This is a genomic window from Dongia sp. (assembly GCF_041909655.1).
In the GTDB taxonomy this organism is placed as follows: domain Bacteria; phylum Pseudomonadota; class Alphaproteobacteria; order Dongiales; family Dongiaceae; genus Dongia.
On the sequence record NZ_JAYRDA010000015.1, the window covers coordinates 20,773 to 38,495 of the forward strand.

Sequence of the window (17,723 nt, forward strand, 5' to 3'; positions counted from 1 at the left end):
CAACGATTCATCCTCCGCGCTGAGCGCGGGGGATGATGTCCGTTCAGACCGCCTGCTCGATCCCCTGCAGCTTCAGCATCTGCGCATAGGCTGGACGCTGCAGCGTTTCGCGGATGAGAGCATTCAAATGCGGGTATTGATGGCCGGGCTTGGCCATCTTGCGTGACCAGCGTACCAGCATCACCAGGAAATAATCACAGGCATAGAAGGGCGCCCCACAAAGATGAGGGCCCTTGGTCGCGATCTCGTTGTCGAGGAAGGTCCACATCTTGGCCAGGCGCTCTTCCGCCTTTGCCTTCACCTTTGCCTGTTCGGCCGCACCATCAACGAAATTCTCGCCATGCCACCAATGCATGATCGCTTCCTGCACCGTATTGGTCAGGTACGCCATCCATTGCAGGTAGCGCGCCCGGTCAGGCGATCCAACCGCCGGGGCGAGCGTCAATTCCGGATGCCGCTCTGTCAGGAACTGGCAGATGGCGGCACTCTCATACATCACCTGGCCCTCGTCGAAGACCAGGGTCGGAATGCGGCCATGCGGGTTGAGCTTCAGATACTCCGGGCTCTTCTGCTCGCGCTTCCCGTCATCGAGATGAATGAACTCGGCCTTGGCCCCCGATTCCAGAATGATCGCCTGCGGTGCCATGGCAGCACTCCCGGCACTCCAGTAGAGTTTGTACATCGTTCCCCCTTCCAATGTCGTTACGTCTTGGTCGCGCGGATCACTTCCGAGCCGCCACGGAGCGTCGTCTGGACCGGATCGGTGCAGCCGGCGGCCTTCAGCCAGGCGACATGCTCCGAATTGGTATATGACCGGCCCGAAGGATAGAAGTTCATCAGCGTCACGTTGAGATAGACGCCGGCAGGCGGCGTCAAGCGGTCGTCGTTCAAGATGCCGCTCCCGGTGATATAGATATGCCCGCCCGGTCGCAATCCCGCGACAGCATGCCGGATGGCCTTTGCCGCATCTTCCGGCGCCAGGACCTGGACGAGGGCGCGCAGCAAGGCAGCGTCATGCTGGCCTTTGAGCGGCTCGGTGGTGATGTCGCCGGTCGCGATGTCGATCCGGTCCCGGCACGGAAAATCATCCAGCAGTACGGCTGCGGCCTTGGCGACGCTTGGCAGTTCGAACAGCGTCCCGCGCATTGCGGCGTGCTGTTCCATAAGGCCGGCCAAAGCGGCGCCCGACCCGCCGCCGACATCGACGATGCTGCGGACGCCTGAGAAATCGAATTGCCTGCCGAGGGCGCGGCCGGTTGCCGTCGCGAAGGGGATCATGCCGCGCAAAAAGGCGGTGAGGCTCGCTTCATCCATCTCGGCGAAATCGTGCAAGGCGGCGGGTGCACCGCGCCGGATCGATTCCGCCGTCTTGAGATCCGCTTCCCAAATTTCCCGCGTCAGTTCATGGCCACCGCCGATATAGCGCGGACTCCCCTTGACCAGGAACGTGGCCGCCTCGGGTGAATTGGCAAAATTGCCGTTCTCATAGGTGACGAGATTGGTGAGGGCCAGCGCGTAGAGGAGGCGCGACAACCGCTCGCTATCGACGCCCAAATCGGCGGCGAGCACGTCCGGCGTGCGTGGCCCCTTTGCCAGAGCCGTGAAGACTTCCAACTCCATCCCCGCCAGCAATGCCAGAGCCGGCGGCACGCCTGCCTCCAATCGGTTGATGGTATCGGGTGTCAGAATCGGCATCACTCTTCCTAGAATCGTCTTATCTCCAAATCAAACTCTCTCGTCTAACTTGGGTCGCGCTCGTGTTCGAATTTCCTCGAAAAGAGATTGAGGGCTTCCGATCATTCCGCCCGTGTATATACATAAGGGAACAGGCGTGATCCTGTTGCGAAACAAATCTAGCAAACGTCGCCACCAAGGACGTGGATGTTGTGTCGGGTGACGTAACGTCAGAATGATACGCTGTTGAGGGGCGTCACCATCGAGTTCAACATTGGTAATTTCCGCCCAGGTAACTGACTTGTAGGGCGTTCGTTGGTCATTGATGCCATAGCGATTCAAAACAATATCGCTATCGGCGCGACAGAGTTCGCTCAAATAGAACCATGCGCCATAGACGACAAAGGGCAGGATCAGCAAAAGGATAAACTTCAGTTCGCCGCCAGTCAGACCCCGGCTAAGTACATGGTTGGGATCTATGGCAATAAAACCATACACAATCGCTGTACCGAGAACGCTGAGAGACACAAAACTCAGCAGGGGATAGATACGATTGCGGCGAAGAATCACGCCTTTATCTGAATCATAAGAAACCGGCTGTTCGTGCAGCTTGTGCGCGACGAGTTTTGATATGGCGCCAATTGTGGTGCCCACAAAGAAAAGAACCGCAGTCAGGATCAGACCATCATCTTTGGACAAGCCGAGGTAAAGACCCAACGCTATGAATCCCATGCCGCCAAAGATGCTCAGCCAGGCTTTGGTCTTGCTCATGGTCTCCGCCTCTTTGCTGTCTCTACCCCTTCGCCGTCTTTTTCTTCTCGCGCTTGCTCAAATACGGCGCCAGATACCGCCCCGTATAGCTCCCCGGCGTATCGGCGACATCTTCCGGCGTGCCTTCGGCGACGATGCGGCCGCCTTTGTCGCCGCCTTCGGGGCCGAGATCGATGATCCAGTCGGCCACCTTGATGACCTCGAGATTGTGCTCGATCACGACGATGGTGTTGCCCTGGTCGACCAGGTGCTGCAGCACTTCCAACAGCTTTCGCACATCCTCGAAATGGAGGCCCGTCGTGGGCTCGTCGAGGATATAGAGCGTGCGGCCGGTGGCGCGGCGCGAGAGTTCCTTGGCGAGTTTCACGCGCTGCGCTTCGCCGCCCGAGAGTGTGGTCGCAGCCTGGCCGATATGGACATAGCCGAGGCCCACCTGATTGAGCATGGCGAGCTTGTCGCGGATCGCAGGCACCGCCTTGAAGAAATCGACACCTTCCTCGACCGTCATCTCGAGCACATCGGCGATGGATTTGTTCTTGAAATGCACTTCCAGGGTTTCGCGGTTATAGCGCGTGCCCTTGCATTGGTCGCATTGCACATAGACGTCGGGCAGGAAATGCATCTCGATCTTGATGACGCCGTCGCCCTCGCAGGATTCACAGCGCCCGCCCTTGACGTTGAACGAGAAGCGGCCGGGCTTGTAGCCGCGCGCCTGCGCCTCGGGCAATCCGGCGAACCAGTCGCGGATCGGCGTGAAGGCGCCGGTATAGGTGGCCGGGTTCGAGCGCGGCGTGCGGCCGATCGGCGATTGGTCGATATCGATCACCTTGTCGAGGAACTCGATGCCCTCGATGCGGTCATGCTCGCCCGGATGCGTGCGCGCGTCATGGAGGCGTTTGGCGAGCGCGTTATAGAGCGTCTCGATGATGAGGGTCGATTTGCCGCCGCCCGAGACGCCGGTGACACAGGTCATGGTGCCCAGCGGAATATCGACGCTGATGTTCTTGAGATTGTTGTGCTTGGCGCCGACGATGCGGAGCTTCGCCTGCTTGCCAGCACCCTTGCGCCGCTCCGACGGGATCGGAATCGAACGTTTGCCGTTGAGATATTGCGCGGTGAGGCTGTCCGTCTTCATCACCTCGGCCGGCGTTCCCTGCGCCACCACCGTGCCGCCATGGATGCCGGCGGCGGGACCCATATCGATCAGGTAATCGGCGTTGCGGATCGCATCCTCGTCATGCTCGACCACAAGCACGGTGTTGCCGAGATCGCGGAGGCGCTTCAACGTTGCGAGCAATCGGTCGTTGTCGCGCTGATGGAGGCCGATCGAGGGTTCGTCCAGCACATAGAGCACGCCGGTCAGGCCCGAGCCGATCTGGGAGGCGAGGCGGATGCGCTGGCTCTCGCCGCCAGACAACGTCGCCGAAGCGCGGGAGAGGGTGAGGTATTCGAGGCCCACGGAATTGAGGAAGCCCAGCCGCTCGTTGATTTCCTTCAAGATGCGATAGGCGATGTCGTTCTGTTTCTTGGTGAGCTTTTTCGCCAGGCCCCCGAACCAATCCGCCGCCTGCAGGATCGACATGTCAGCGACCTCGGCGATGTGCTTCTTGTCGATCTTGACCGCGAGCGCTTCCGGCTTCAGGCGCTTCCCCTCGCAGGCCTCGCAGGGGCTGGTGGATTGGAAGCGGCCCAATTCCTCGCGCACCCAGGCGCTGTCCGTCTCGCGGAAGCGGCGCTCCATATTGGTGATGACACCCTCGAATGGCCGCGTCGTCTTGTAGGAGCGCGTGCCGTCATCGAAGGACATGGTGACGGATTCCTCGCCCGAGCCGAACAGGATCATGTCGCGGGTCTTCTTCGGCAGATCCTTCCAGGCGGTCCCCAGCGAGAACTTGAAATGCTTGGCAAGGCTCTCCAGCGCCTGGGTGTAATAGGAGGAGGTCGAGCTTGCCCAGGGCGCGATGGCGCCATCGCGCAGGGTCTTCGAACTGTCCGGCACCACCATCTCGGGATCGAAATAGAGTTTCGATCCCAATCCATCGCAGACGGGGCAGGCGCCGAAGGGGTTGTTGAACGAAAAGAGGCGCGGCTCGATTTCGTCGATCGTGAAACCCGAGACGGGGCAGGCGAAGCGCGAGGAGAACAGAATCCGCTCGCCCGGCTTGTCGGCGTAATCGGCGAAGAGCAAACCGTCGGCCAGGCCCAAAGCCGTCTCGACGCTGCCGGCCAGGCGCGTCTCAAGACCGGGTTTCACGGCGATGCGGTCGACCACCACCTCGATATCGTGTTTCAGCTTCTTGTTGAGATTGGGCACCTCGGCGATCTCATGGATCTTGCCGTCGACCCGCACGCGCTGGAAGCCGCGCTTCTGCAAATCCTGGAATTCCTTCCGGTACTCGCCCTTGCGGCCGCGTGCGATGGGGGCGAGGAGCAACAGGCGCGTGCCTTCGGGCAGGGCCATGATCCGGTCGACCATTTGGCTGATCGTCTGACTCTCGATGGGCAGACCCGTCGCCGGCGAATAGGGGATGCCGATGCGCGCGAAGAGCAGGCGCATGTAATCGTAGATCTCGGTCACCGTGCCCACGGTCGAGCGCGGATTCTTCGAGGTGGTTTTCTGCTCGATCGAGATCGCGGGCGAGAGGCCGTCGATCGAATCGACGTCCGGCTTCTGCATCAATTCCAGGAACTGCCGGGCATAGGCCGAGAGGCTCTCGACATAGCGCCTTTGCCCTTCGGCATAGATCGTGTCGAAGGCCAAAGACGACTTCCCGGAGCCGGAAAGGCCGGTGATCACGACAAGGCTGTCGCGGGGGATGTCGACATCGACGTTCTTGAGATTGTGCTCGCGCGCGCCGCGCACGGAAATCTTGTTACCAGTCAACTGGTTAGCCATGGGGACCTGGGGCAAAAGAGGCAGAATCGGCGGCCATGCTGTACCGCAGCAAGGGCGCATCATAACCGTGATCGCGCGGGTGTAATACCCCTTTTGTTCTTCTGATCTCGGTGCTAGGAAAGGAGCCGGCGACGCGCTATACGAGCGCATTCACGCATCGGTTTTTGAGCAGGGGGCTACATTCATGGCGGGCAGCGTCAACAAGGTTATTCTCGTCGGCAATTTGGGACGCGACCCGGAAATCCGCTCGACCCAGGACGGCACCAAGGTGGCCAATCTTTCGGTCGCGACCTCGGAAAGCTGGCGCGACAAGAGCTCGGGCGAGCGCCGCGAAAAGACCGAATGGCACCGCGTCGTGATCTTCAACGAACGCCTGGTCGACGTGGCCGAGCGCTTCCTGAAGAAGGGCTCCAAGCTCTATATCGAAGGCCAGTTGCAGACCCGCAAATGGACCGACCAATCGGGTGCCGAGAAATACACCACCGAAGTCGTGCTGCAGCGTTTCCGCGGCGAACTCACCATGCTCGACGGCAAGGGCGAAGGCGGTGGCGGCGGCATGGCCGATAACGGCGGCGATTACGGCGGCGGCAGTGGTGGTGGATATGGCGGCGGCAGCTCTGGCGGCGGCTTCGGCGGCGGCTCATCCGGCGGCGGCGGCGGTGCCCGCGGCGGCGACCTCGACGACGATATTCCGTTCTGACCTCGGAACGTTTGCTTCAGACACCCGGCCGTCAGGCCGGGTGTCTCTTGTCCAATGTTTGCAGATAGCGCCCCGCCACATCCTTGGCGGTGGCGATTAAATCCGCCACCAGCGCATTGGCGGAATCGCGATAGCCGATCGCGATGGCACATTCTTCCATGTCCTCAATGACCCGGAACACGACACCGGGCCTGGCATAGTACTTTGCCGTGCTCTCCGCGGTGATGCTGATTCCCTTCCGGGTCGCCACGGCACGCAGCTCTGCATCGACAGTGGCGGTTTCAAACACGACCCTGGGTGGGTTGCCGTTGCGGTATTGCGTCGCCAGCCAGTAATCCCGCCAAATGCCGTTGCCTGGGGCGGCGATGATCGGCTCGTCCAGGATATCCGCGAGCAGAACCTTCTCGCGCTGCGCCAACGGATGGTCCGGCGCCAGGCAAACCACGCACTTTTCACGGAACAATTCGACGGTCCTGATGTCCTCGCTGAGCTCGGTCGGCGGTCGGATAATGCCGCAATCGACCGAATTGCCGAGCAAGCCGGCATCGGGATTGTGGAAGTCAAACTCGATGAATTGCAGCGAGGCCTGCGACCGGCGCCGCTCGAACTCTTCTGCGATACCCGGCAACAGCTCAACGCCGGTACCGATCAGGTAGCCGACGCGCAACTCGTTATGCATGGATTGCTGCAGCGATTTGATGCTGGCATGAAAGCCGTCCATCTCCTGGGCGAGGTGCTTGGCCTTTGCCAGCAGCGTTTCGCCATAGGCCGTCAGGCTGACATTCCGCGTCGTGCGCTGAAAAACCGCGAATCCCAGTGTCTCTTCCAACTGCAGGATGGTCTGTGACAGGGCCGGCTGCGATACGCCGAGCCGGGTGGCAGCCCGCGCAAAACTCTTCTCCGTTGCCACGGCGATGAAGCACCGGACGTGCCTGAACTGGATATTCATAAGAGACATGAATTAATCCTTCAGGTAATCGTCCTTGTTGTCAATGCGCTTCCCTGAATAATCGATGCACAAATGTCAGAGGAAATGCGTCGATGAATACCGGGCAAGTAGCTGCAATCACTGATAAAAATATACATGCTCTAGGTAAGAGGTCATTGATTCATGACCCGCTCGAGGGCGATGAGGGAAAGATCACCCTGGTGCGCGCGCGGGGTTCCCTGGTTTGGGATGATCAGGGCCGCGAATACCTTGATTGTACGTCCCAGGCCTGGTCCAACAATCTCGGCGCGAACGACCCGCGGGTGGTGAAGGCAGCCATCGCCCAGATGCAGGAAATCACCCATGCACGCCCGAACTTCAACACGCTGCCGCTTCTGGAACTGACCGCGAAATTGCGCCAGATTGCGCCGGGCGACCTCAACCGCATCGGCTATTGCCTTCATGGCAGCCTTGCAGTCGAGATGGCGATCAAGCTTGCCTTCAAGAACAAACCGGGGCGGCACAACCTCATTGTGTTGCAAGACGCTTATCATGGCCGATCCATCACCACCATGGCGGCGAGTTGGCCGCATCCCGACAACCCCTTCCTGCCGATCCAGCCACGTTTCGTGCGCGTGCCGCATCCCGACCCCTATCGCCCGCGCCTCGGCATGGATGTCGAGGCTGAATCGAAGCTCTGCCTGTATCTGCTGGAGGAGACGATCGCCAAGGGTGTCGATGGCGGCGTTGCTGCCATCATGCTGGAACCCATCATGGGAAATGGTGGCCATATCGAACTGCCGCTCTCCTTCCTGAAAGGCGTTCGCGACATCTGTGATCGTCACGACATCGTCCTGATCTGGGACGAGATCCAAAGCTGCTTCGGCCGCACCGGCAAAATGTTTGCTGCTGATCTGTACGGCATCGTCCCGGACATCATGACCTTCGGGAAAGGTGTCGGTGGTGGTTTTCCGCTGGCGGGTATCTTCGCCAGCGACCGTCTGCAGGGTTTTGAATCGGGCGAGGACGCGCTTACCTTCGGCCAGTTTCCGGTCGCCATGGCGGCGGCTGTCGCCACCGTTGATGCAATCATTTCTGACGGCCTTTGTGACAAGGCGCGTGAACATGGAGCTTACGCAACCCAGCGTTTGGCGGAAATGTCGGAGCGCCGCAAGCTGATTGGCCATGTGCGCGGGCCTGGCCTCTTTGTCTCCGTCGAATTGGTCAAGGACCGGCAGACCAAGGAACCCGCCCGCAAGGCGGCGTCCGAAGTATATCGACGCGGCGCGGCGAAGGGCGTGCTGTTCGGAGAAAGTCGTTACGCCGGCCTTGGCAATCTCATCAAAGTGAAGCCGCCGCTCGACTGCACTCATGAACAGATGTCGCATGCCTTGGATATACTGGATGAGGTGTTGGGATCGATCGAGGCTGATGGAATTGCATAACTGAAAACAACAGGCGATTTACGCCCAACTAGAAACAGGGAGATCTGACATGTTCAATCGGAAAGTGACGCGACGCTCCATGCTCGCCGGTACGGCCGCGGCGGCGATATCCATGCCGTTTGTTCGTCCGTCCTGGGCGGCACCCACCCAGCTGCGGGCATTGATGTGGGAGGCCTATGTGCTTCCCGACGTGATTACCAAGTTCGAGGAAGAGAATAACGTCAAATTCGTCGGCACCTTCTTCGATGGCAATTCCGAGGCTTATAACAAGCTTCGGGTCGGCGGCGCCAAGGAGTTCGACCTGGTCCAGGCGGATGGCTTCTGGCCCCAGCTTTATTTCCGCGAAGGACTGATCCGCGCGGTGGATTATGCGGCGCTCAGTAATTCAGGCAATTACCTGCCGGAATTCCATGCCGAAAAATTCAAGGTCCTGTCCGACCCGGTCTCCGGTGCAAAGATCGGCTATCCGTTCTGCTGGGGTGCCTATGGCATCACCTATGATGCCAATGTAGTGGCGCCGGAAAAGACCGAAACGATCCAATGCATGTTCAACGCCGATCTCAGCGGTCGCCTGGCGACCAGCGCCCGGTTTGAGGAGAATATCGCCCTTGTCGCCCTGCTGGTAACCGAGCAGATGGGGACGCGGAATAGCGAGCGCCCCGATGGCAAGCCATTCAATCCCTATGTTCTCACCGATGCGGAACTGGATGGCGTGCAGAAACTTCTGATCGAGCAAAAGGGTCTTTTGCTCACGCGCTACCAGGATAATCCGACCCTCTTCCAGTTGCTGCAAAGCGGTGCCGTTGTGGCGGCGACCGAGTTCGCTCAGGTGTTTCGTCAGCTCCTGACCAGCAAGGATGGCGCGCCGATCGGTGACTTCCGCCACGCCCTGAAGATGAAGGAGGGCGGACTGGGCTGGGTGGATACCTGGTTGGTGACTTCCGGTGTTGCGGATGGCGCGCATCTCGATCTCTGCAACAGCTTCATCAACGAAATGATTTCTCCCGCCATCATGAAGCGGATCGGCGAGGTTGCCGGCTGCTCGGCCACAATCGATCTGCGCGCGATCTCCTCGGAAGAGGAGCGCAAGCTCTATCTGATGGACCGCTCCAGCGAGATTGCCGACCTTTTCATGTTCGACCAACCATCATCGCCCGAAAAATGGGAACGCATCTGGTCCAACGTTCAGGCAGCTTGAGCAACCGCTACATGAACGTTTAGTTTGCAGGAAAGGCCTGTCGGAGAGGTGCATCCTTTCCGACAGGCGTGCCATGGCATTTTTAGGGCGATGATTGATGACTTCCGAGGGTCCCTATATCCGCATTGACCAGGTCTCGCGCCGATACGGACCCGTCCGCGCGCTCGATGATCTCAGCATTGATATTGAAAAGCATGAATTCATCGCGATCCTTGGCCCCAGTGGTTCGGGCAAGAGCACGCTGCTGCGCCTGATCGCTGGTCTCGACCGGCCGACCACCGGCCGCATCTATATCAAGGGCGAAGATGTGACCGAACTGCCGCCCCACAAGCGCGGTATCGGCATGGTATTCCAGGAGTTTCTGCTTTTCCCACACCGGACGGTTCGGGAGAACCTCGCCTTCCCCTTGCGCATGACCAAGGAAACGCCGCAGAAGATTGCCGACCGGCTGGCCTGGGTTGAGGGCGTGCTTTCCCTGAATGGGTTGATGGATCGCTACCCGAACCAGCTCTCCGGTGGACAGCAGCAGCGCGTGGCACTCGGGCGCGGTCTCGTGGCACATCCCACGCTTCTGCTGCTCGACGAGCCGCTCGCCAATCTCGACCGAGAGCTGCGGCAGGAGATGGAGGTGGAAATCCGCCGCTATCAGAAGCAGCTGGGCATTCCTTTCGTTTACGTCACCCATAACCAGGAAGAAGCACTCAGCATGAGCGACCGCGTCGCGGTCATCCATCGTGGCAGGCTGGAAGCCTATGGTGAGCGGCAGGCGATATATGATCGGCCGCAAACGCCTTTCGTCGCGCGCTTTGTCGGCAAATCGACGAAATTTGCCGGCGTGGTTGATCCGACCGGCGGCTTCATAAAGCTGGCTGATCATGATTATGCCGTTGCCAACGCGGCGACGGGCCTGCACCGGCCGGGCATGGCGGTCGAGATATTCGTCAAGAACGAGCGGTTTGACCTCCACCCGGCGGCGGAAGGGCGGGCGGGCATTCCTTGCGTCGTCGGCGATGTTGTCTTGCGCGGTCCGTTCCTTGAATACATTCTTGAAACCGGCGGCCGGGAACGCATTATCGCCGTCCAACCGAAACGCGTCGATCCTTTGCCCCTGGGTGCGTCTCTCTCCCTTTCCTGGGATGCGGGGCAATGCCATGTGTTTGCGGCGGAGTAGGTGATGTTTGGTCCCTATGCCAGGCAGCGACTTTTCCTCAATATTCCGGTGCTGTTTCTGATCCTGTTTTTCGTTGTGCCGCTGATTGCGCTGGTGGTGCTCAGTTTCTGGCAGACTGAAAACTACAAAATCATTCGCGAATGGTCGCTGCTTAACTATGCAACGCTGGCGACCGAAACGGCCTATGTTACTTTCTTCTTCCGCTCCCTGCTGATGGCGCTGGGTGTATCGGTCTTTCTGGTGCTGGTCTCCTGGCCAATTGCCTATTTCATCGTCCGGTATGGCGGCCGCTATAAACTCATCCTGTCGCTGCTGCTGGTTATTCCATTCCTGTCGGGCGAAGTGTTGCGGCTGATCGCGCTTCAGGGAATTCTCGGGCCGGCGGGTCTTGTAAACGGTGCTTTCATTCGCATGGGGATGGCTCCGCTGCGCTTCATCATGTATTCCAACGCGGCGTCCTTCATCGCCTTTGTCTATCTTTATCTGCCGCTTGTCGTGACGACGATCTATCTGTCGCTGCTCAATTTTGACTTCCGGCTGACCAGCGCCGCCAGTGCGTGTGGGGCAGGGCGCATGCGCGTTTTCATGGAGATCGTCTGGCCGCTCAACCTGTCCGGCACCATCATCGGTTTCCTGCTGAGTTTCATTCCTACCCTGTCGGCCTCTCTGGTGCCGCGCTTCCTGGGTGGGCCGGACGGCACGCTCTATGGCATGTCGATGGCACAGCAATTCGGTGAATCCGGTACTTGGGCGCTGGGGGCAGCGATGGGTGTGGTGCTGTTTGTATTTTCGGTCATTGCCCTTGTGGTGCTCAGCCTTGGCGTCAATCTGCGCCGGACCGGGTTCACCGGCATGGGTAGACAATGATGCGGATGGATCGCGACTTTCTGGCAAAATGGTCGCTCGCCGCGATTCTGATCGTTGCCTATGTCTTCCTCTATCTTCCGATCATGCATATTCTGTTCGCATCGATGTCGTCGCGGCCGAACTTTCCCTATCCGCCGGAGTTCAATTTTTCGAGTTACGTCCGGCTCTATACCAATACCATCTATCAAAGCGCCTTCTTGAACAGTCTAACCATCGCGACCTCGACGGCTATTCTGGCAACGGTGCTGGCATTCGTCGCCACAATCGGCATTCTGCGCTTTGCTGGCCGGCGCGCTCTGGTCTATGCGATCTTCTTTGCTGCACCGTTGTTCGTCTCCGAGATCCTGCTCGGGATCGCCAGCATGTCGCTCTATTATCTCGTCTTTGGCGTCGCCGGAAACATGATGGCGGCCATCATCGCCAATGCCGTGCATTGTTTCAGCTTCTGTTTCTTGATCATGGCATCGCTGTTCTACAAGTATGATTGGCGGATGAATGAGGCGGCGCTGGTCTGTGGCGCCTCACCGCTCCGCTCCTTTTTCGAGGTGATGCTGCCGCTGACATGGTCCGGAATTCTCAGCAGCCTGATCTGCGCCTTCGTGCTCTCTCTCAATGGTCTCGACATTTCCTTCTATCTCCTGGGGGCGACGCCGACCATGCCGTCCGTGGCCTGGGGCGCCCTGCGCTATGGCGTGAAGCCCGAGCTCTATGCCCTGTCCTCAATCATCAACATGGCGGTCTTCATCGCCATAGCGCTCCTCTATTGGCTCATCCGCGCTGACAAGACCCGGCAGGCCGGGCATGAGGCGGCCTAGCGAGCTATTCAGGAATCCGCGCGATAGCCTTGATTTCAAAATCGAAGCCCGCGAGCCAGGTGACGCCCACTGCCGTCCAGGTGGGATAGGGCGCCTCGCCGATTTCCTCGGCGCGGATGGCAAGCATGGTCTCGAATTGTTTTTCGGGATCGGTGTGGAAGCTGGTCACATCCACCACATCGTCGAAGCTGAGCCCGGCGGCCGCCAGCACGGCCTTCAAATTGGCAAACGCCCGGCGCACCTGGTCGGCGAAGACCGGTTCGGGCGAGCCGTCCGCACGGCTGCCGACCTGGCCGGAGACGAAGAGCATGTCGCCTGAGCGGATCGCCGCCGAATATTGATGCAGATCGTAGAGGGCATGGCGGTCGGCGGGGAAGACGGCGTCGCGCTTGGGTGATTTAACGGCTTGAGACATCACGGTTTCCTTTCGGGGGACAAGTACAGCCCTCGAGATAGGGTTCTGCGATTGCGATGACTAGGCATTGAAATCCGTACAGGTTGATGCAAAATTACCAGCAATGTCTCGACCGTCGCTCAACGATCTCAACGCCTTCGTGGCCGTTGCCACCCACCGCAGCTTTCGCCGCGCGGCGGACGAGCTCGGCACGGCGCCCTCCACCCTGAGTCATGCGATGCGCGCTCTCGAGGAACGCATGGGGGTGCGGCTGCTCAATCGCACGACCCGCAGCGTTTCGCCGACCGAGGCCGGGTTCCAATTGCTCGGCCACCTTCAATCGGCCCTGGCCTCGCTGGACGAGGCCCTGGATAGCGTCGCCGCCTTCCGCGGCAAGGTAGCCGGCACCGTCCGCATCAACGCCCCGCGCCTGGCGGCGGCACTTCTCGTCCGCGACGTTCTTCCCCTGATGTCGGAGCGCTTTCCCGACGTGATTGTGGATGTCGTCGTCCAGGGGCTGCTGATCGACATTGTTTCAGCCGGCTTCGATGCCGGCATGCGCCTCGCCGATTCCATTCCGAAGGATATGATCGCCGTCCCGCTGGGCGCGCCGGTACGCTTCATCTGTGTGGCGTCGCCCGCTTATCTCGATCGCGCCGGTGTTCCGAAAACGCCTGAGGATCTGAAACGCCACCGCTGCATCGGCCATCGCCTGCCGAGCGGCAAGCTCTACCGCTGGGAGTTCGCACGGGCCGGCCAGGAACTGACGATCGACACCACCGCCTCCATCCTTCTCGACGACGAGGAATTGATGGTGGAAGCGGCCGTCAAGGGATTGGGCATTGCCTATGTCGCAGGTCCGGCCGCGGCGGCGGCTCTCGCCGCGGGACAGTTGCGCGCGGTTCTCGTGTCCTGGATGCCGGGCGCGGAAGCGCTGGCGGTCTATTATCCGGGGCACCGGGCCGTGCCGCCGGCCCTGCGTGCCTTTCTGGATGTCGTCAGAGACGCAAGCAAGACCGGGTCGAACGCCTAGGCGTTGATGAGCGGCCTCGTCTCCTGGAAGGCGCGCGCGCCGACTTCGCTCGAGGCGAATTTCGCCAGCAATTGCAGGGTCTGCGTCTGATCCTTGTCCAGAACGCGCGGTTCGGTATCGATGATGCAGAGCGACGCCAGCGCAAATCCGTCCGGATCGATGACCGGCGCGCCGGCATAAAAGCGGAAATGCGGCGCATCCTTCACGGCCGGATTGCCGGCAAACCGTGCATCTCCCGACAGATCGCCGATGGTGAACACGCCCCTCTGCAAGATGGTGTAATTGCAGAAAGCCCAGCTTCTCGGCGTCTTCGTGAGTGCGAGACCGTGGCGCGATTTGAACAACTGGTGCGTGGCGGTCAGCATCGAGATCAAGGCGATCGGCGCCTTGAGGCTGTAGCTTGCCAGCCAGGTCAACTGGTCGAAGATTTCCTCGCGCCCCATTGCCAGCAGGCCGGATCGCTCCACGGCGGCGAGGCGCTGTCCCTCATTCACCGCGACGGGAAAGGCGGGGGCCGCTGAAAAGATGTCTTCCGATTTGGTAACGTCCTGCAATGCCGCCCGTACAATATTGGCAAGCTCCTGCGGATCCATGACGCGGGCGTGCAAGCGGGATGACAGGAGATCCGACCCCTCGGAGGAAAGGCCCCCCAACGCAACAAGCTTCGTTTGCCGGAGTGCTGGATTGAGCGCGGCATATTCCAGAAAGGACAATCGATTGCCGGTTTCTTCCGTCATATCGGCAATGACCACAGCCGGAGCGCGCGCACCCATCGCGAAGGATGCCGCGACGGGGTCTGTATAGCTCTCCACCGAGCAGCCGCCGATCGCGGCAAGAACCGTCTCGAGCATCGTCAGTCGTTCCGCGGATGCCAGCAGAACGAGGCGCGCCGAGGAAAGGTCGAGCAGCTGCGTGCTCTTCCGGGCCATGAAGGTCAGAACGTCGGCGCGATAGACGCGCCGATGGCCGCCGGGCGTCTTCCACGACGTCAGCGCGCCGCCTTCGATCAGCAGCTGAGCCGTGCGTACCGACACCCCCAATAACTTGGCTGTCTCGGAAGTCGTCAGAATGTCGTCTTTCATTCTTTACCAATCAAGAATATCGAGCCACCGACAGTATAGCTGTACGCCGCACCAGCCTCGCCTCGAAATCGCGCTCTGACCGCCTTGAGTCTATTGGGCTGTTTTGCCCATAGGAGTGTGTGCTTATCTCCAAAGATTTTATGAGTTTAGAGCGCATCTAAAAAAAATCAATCCTATTTGATATATTTGATAGATTCGATACGTAAGCCATTGTACCAGAGCGACGCAGCGGGCCTGACGACCGCTCCGGGTAAATCATAAATAATCCACAGGATGATCCAATAATGACCGCCAATCCCAATAATAATCCCTCCTCTCAAGCAATTGATCCCAATAACGCCCCGCAAGTGGGCAATGTGGACAAGCGCGATACTTATGATTTCATTGTCTGCGGCGCCGGCCCGGCAGGTTCGGTCGTCGCAGCGCGTTTGGCCGAGAATCCGGCGGTCCGGGTCCTGCTGCTTGAGGCGGGCGGCAGCGACGACGTGCCGGAAGTGATGAATCCGGGATCGTGGCCGGCCAATCTCGGCTCGGAACGCGATTGGGGGTTCACGGCACAGCCCAACCCCTATCTCAACGGCCGTGCCATTCCCCTCAGTATGGGCAAGGTGCTGGGCGGCGGTTCCAGCATCAACGTCATGGTCTGGGCACGCGGCCACAAGAACGATTGGGAGCATTTCGCCGCGGAAGCGGGCGATCCCGCCTGGGGCTACGAGGCCGTTCTTGGAATTTATCGCCGTGTCGAGAATTGGCAGGGTGCGAGCGATCCCTTGCGGCGCGGTGCCGGCGGCCCGGTCTTCGTGCAATCGGCAGTCGATCCGCAGCCCGTCGCCCGCGCCATGGTCGAGGCAGCGCAAGCCATGGGCCTGCCACGTTTCGACAGTCCCAATGGCGAGATGATGGAAGGGCGTGGCGGTGCGGCGATCAACGATCTAATCGTGCGCGATGGACAGCGCGCCTCGATCTTTCGCTCCTATGTCCAGCCGCTGCGCACGCAGCCCAATCTCACAATCCTGACCCATGCCCTGGTGAGCAAGCTGATCATCGCGGGAAATTCGGTTGCGGGAGTGGAGGTGGTCACGGATGGAAAGCCGCGCCGGTACATGGCGGCCCACGAAGTCATTCTGTCGCTGGGTGCCGTCAACACGCCCAAGCTGCTCATGCAATCCGGCATCGGACCCGAGGCGGAACTCGGGCGCCATGGCATCCCGCTGATCCAGCATCTGCCCGGTATCGGCCGGAATCACCAGGATCATGTCTCGTTTGGGTGCATCTTCGAATATGAGAAGCCGCAGCAGATCGGCCATGGCGGCTCGGAGGCCACGTTGTATTGGTCGAGCGCGGCGCATCTGGATGTCCCCGACATGTTCCATTGTCAGCTCGAATTTCCGGCGCCGAGTGCCGAAACCGCGGCCTTGGGAATTCCCGCGCATGGCTGGACGATGTTTGCCGGGCTGGCACATCCCAAAAGCCGCGGCTCCCTTCATCTCTCCGGCCCCAATCCCGATGACCCGATCCTGATCGAGGCAAACACGCTTTCGCATCCGGACGATCTCGACTGTGCGCTTGCCAATATCGCGTTGTGCCGGGAACTCGGCGCCCAAAGCGCCTTCGGCGGGCTGGTCAGCCGCGAGGCGCTGCCGGGCAAGCTGAATGATCAGGACATGCGCAACTTCGCCCGCAATGCGGCCGTCACTTACTGGCATCAATGTGGCACCGCCAAAATGGGGCGCGATCCCATGTCGGTGGTCGATGCTCGGCTCAAGGTCCACGGGATTGAGAACCTGCGCATCGCCGATGCCTCGATCATGCCCAGAATCACCAGCGGAAACACCATGGCGCCCTGTGTCGTCATCGGTGAGCGCGCTGCGGACATGATCAAGGCCGCCTACGGTATCTGAGCCCAAGGCCCGGCCTCGCTTGCGGGAGATTTTGAAATGTTCTTTGCCTCATCATCAAAACCGGAGCTTGTTATGCCTCACGGCCATGATGCTGTTGAGTCCACCCCTACGAAGGCCGTCCATCCGAAAGCCGGATATATCCTGGTCGTCGATGACGATCCGGTCATGCGTCGGATGATTGCGTGCTATTTCGAGGAGAACAACATTCCCGTGCGCGGGGCCGCCAGCCGGCAGGAGATGTCGCGCTATTTTTTGGGCCCGGCACCCTGCTTGATCGTGCTCGATATCCATCTTGGCCGGGATGACGGCCTGGATGTCCTGCGCGAGATCCGGTCGTATTCGGATGTTCCGGTCATCATCATGACGGGCCATAGCAGCGATGAAGTCGATCGGGTGGTCGGATTGGAACTCGGCGCCGACGATTATCTGACCAAGCCATTCGGCCTGCGCGAATTGCTGGCCCGCGTCCGGGCCGTGCTGCGGCGGCAGGAATTCGGGCGGCTGGCGCGGGGGCGCGACCCGCAGCGCGGCGGCTACCGATTCAATGGCTGGCAGTTGGAGCGGCGGGACCGGCGGCTTCTCAATCCGGCCGGCGAAGTGGTGGCGCTCACCAAAGGCGAATTCGCTTTGCTGCTGGCCTTCCTCGGCGCACCGCAGCGGCCGTTAAGCCGGGAATGCCTGCTGCAGAGCACCCGCATCCACGAAGACATTTTCGACCGCAGTATCGATGTGCAGGTGCTGCGTTTGCGGCGCAAGCTCGAACCCGACCCGGCCGCGCCGAAGATCATCAGGACCGAGCGCGGAATCGGCTACACCTTCACCGCGCTTGTCGAGCCCTTCTGATCCGG

At 60.2% G+C, this 17,723-nt stretch carries 16 protein-coding genes; 9 read left to right on the forward strand and 7 right to left on the reverse strand.

Going from position 1 to position 17,723, the window contains the following annotated elements; all coding sequences use genetic code 11:
• Positions 1–43: 43 nt before the first annotated feature.
• The 4 genes from ACE3PR_RS19905 to uvrA are packed head-to-tail and all read right to left on the reverse strand — an operon-like array spanning position 44 to position 5,329.
• Positions 44–682: a glutathione S-transferase family protein gene (locus ACE3PR_RS19905; protein ID WP_374375678.1), complete on the reverse strand. Its 639-nt coding sequence runs from the start codon at positions 680–682 to the stop codon at positions 44–46.
• A gap of 20 nt (positions 683–702) precedes the next feature.
• Positions 703–1,695 carry a methyltransferase gene (locus ACE3PR_RS19910; RefSeq protein WP_374375680.1) on the reverse strand — a complete coding sequence of 331 codons (993 nt, stop codon included), beginning with the start codon at positions 1,693–1,695 and terminating at the stop codon, positions 703–705.
• A 30-nt stretch (positions 1,696–1,725) separates the two neighbouring features.
• Positions 1,726–2,445: a hypothetical protein gene (locus ACE3PR_RS19915; protein WP_374375682.1), complete on the reverse strand. Its 720-nt coding sequence runs from the start codon at positions 2,443–2,445 to the stop codon at positions 1,726–1,728.
• A 22-nt stretch (positions 2,446–2,467) separates the two neighbouring features.
• Positions 2,468–5,329, reverse strand: a complete 2,862-nt coding sequence (gene uvrA, locus ACE3PR_RS19920) for an excinuclease ABC subunit UvrA (RefSeq protein WP_374375685.1) — start codon at positions 5,327–5,329, stop codon at positions 2,468–2,470.
• Positions 5,330–5,525: 196 nt separating this feature from the next.
• Between uvrA and ACE3PR_RS19925 the strand changes: the two genes are divergently transcribed.
• Positions 5,526–6,041, forward strand: a complete 516-nt coding sequence (locus tag ACE3PR_RS19925) for a single-stranded DNA-binding protein (RefSeq protein WP_374375687.1) — start codon at positions 5,526–5,528, stop codon at positions 6,039–6,041.
• Between the two features lie 31 nt (positions 6,042–6,072).
• Here the strand turns inward: ACE3PR_RS19925 and ACE3PR_RS19930 are convergent, their stop codons facing one another.
• Positions 6,073–6,999, reverse strand: a complete 927-nt coding sequence (locus ACE3PR_RS19930; protein ID WP_374375689.1) for a LysR substrate-binding domain-containing protein — start codon at positions 6,997–6,999, stop codon at positions 6,073–6,075.
• 146 nt (positions 7,000–7,145) lie between these two features.
• On the opposite strand from ACE3PR_RS19930, the gene ACE3PR_RS19935 reads away from it, so the two are divergent.
• The 5 genes from ACE3PR_RS19935 to ACE3PR_RS19955 all read left to right on the forward strand — a co-directional run bounded on the left by ACE3PR_RS19935 (position 7,146) and on the right by ACE3PR_RS19955 (position 12,465).
• A complete protein-coding gene (locus tag ACE3PR_RS19935; RefSeq protein WP_374375691.1) occupies positions 7,146–8,414 on the forward strand; it encodes an aspartate aminotransferase family protein in 1,269 nt (422 codons plus the stop codon).
• Positions 8,415–8,463: 49 nt separating this feature from the next.
• Positions 8,464–9,612, forward strand: a complete 1,149-nt coding sequence (locus tag ACE3PR_RS19940; protein ID WP_374375693.1) for a PotD/PotF family extracellular solute-binding protein — start codon at positions 8,464–8,466, stop codon at positions 9,610–9,612.
• A gap of 97 nt (positions 9,613–9,709) precedes the next feature.
• Positions 9,710–10,783 carry an ABC transporter ATP-binding protein gene (locus tag ACE3PR_RS19945; protein ID WP_374375695.1) on the forward strand — a complete coding sequence of 358 codons (1,074 nt, stop codon included), beginning with the start codon at positions 9,710–9,712 and terminating at the stop codon, positions 10,781–10,783.
• A gap of 3 nt (positions 10,784–10,786) precedes the next feature.
• A complete protein-coding gene (locus ACE3PR_RS19950) occupies positions 10,787–11,650 on the forward strand; it encodes an ABC transporter permease (RefSeq protein WP_374375697.1) in 864 nt (287 codons plus the stop codon).
• The gene (locus ACE3PR_RS19955) at positions 11,647–12,465 is read left to right on the forward strand and encodes an ABC transporter permease (RefSeq protein ID WP_374375699.1); all 819 of its coding nucleotides are present in this window, start codon (positions 11,647–11,649) and stop codon (positions 12,463–12,465) included. The genes ACE3PR_RS19950 and ACE3PR_RS19955 overlap by 4 nt, the downstream gene beginning before the upstream one ends.
• A 4-nt stretch (positions 12,466–12,469) precedes the next feature.
• Here ACE3PR_RS19955 and ACE3PR_RS19960 read toward each other — a convergent pair whose 3' ends face one another.
• The gene (locus ACE3PR_RS19960; protein ID WP_374375701.1) at positions 12,470–12,880 is read right to left on the reverse strand and encodes a RidA family protein; all 411 of its coding nucleotides are present in this window, start codon (positions 12,878–12,880) and stop codon (positions 12,470–12,472) included.
• 103 nt (positions 12,881–12,983) lie between these two features.
• On the opposite strand from ACE3PR_RS19960, the gene ACE3PR_RS19965 reads away from it, so the two are divergent.
• On the forward strand, positions 12,984–13,892 hold the full coding sequence (locus ACE3PR_RS19965) for a LysR family transcriptional regulator (RefSeq protein ID WP_374375703.1): 909 nt from the start codon (positions 12,984–12,986) through the stop codon (positions 13,890–13,892).
• Here ACE3PR_RS19965 and ACE3PR_RS19970 read toward each other — a convergent pair.
• Positions 13,889–14,974, reverse strand: a complete 1,086-nt coding sequence (locus tag ACE3PR_RS19970; RefSeq protein ID WP_374375706.1) for an excisionase family DNA-binding protein — start codon at positions 14,972–14,974, stop codon at positions 13,889–13,891. The genes ACE3PR_RS19965 and ACE3PR_RS19970 overlap by 4 nt on opposite strands.
• A 284-nt stretch (positions 14,975–15,258) precedes the next feature.
• Between ACE3PR_RS19970 and ACE3PR_RS19975 the strand changes: the two genes are divergently transcribed.
• Entirely contained in the window at positions 15,259–16,875 is a 1,617-nt protein-coding gene (locus ACE3PR_RS19975) for a GMC family oxidoreductase (RefSeq protein WP_374375709.1), read from the forward strand.
• A 72-nt stretch (positions 16,876–16,947) separates the two neighbouring features.
• A complete protein-coding gene (locus ACE3PR_RS19980; protein ID WP_374375712.1) occupies positions 16,948–17,718 on the forward strand; it encodes a response regulator in 771 nt (256 codons plus the stop codon).
• Positions 17,719–17,723: the final 5 nt, after the last annotated feature.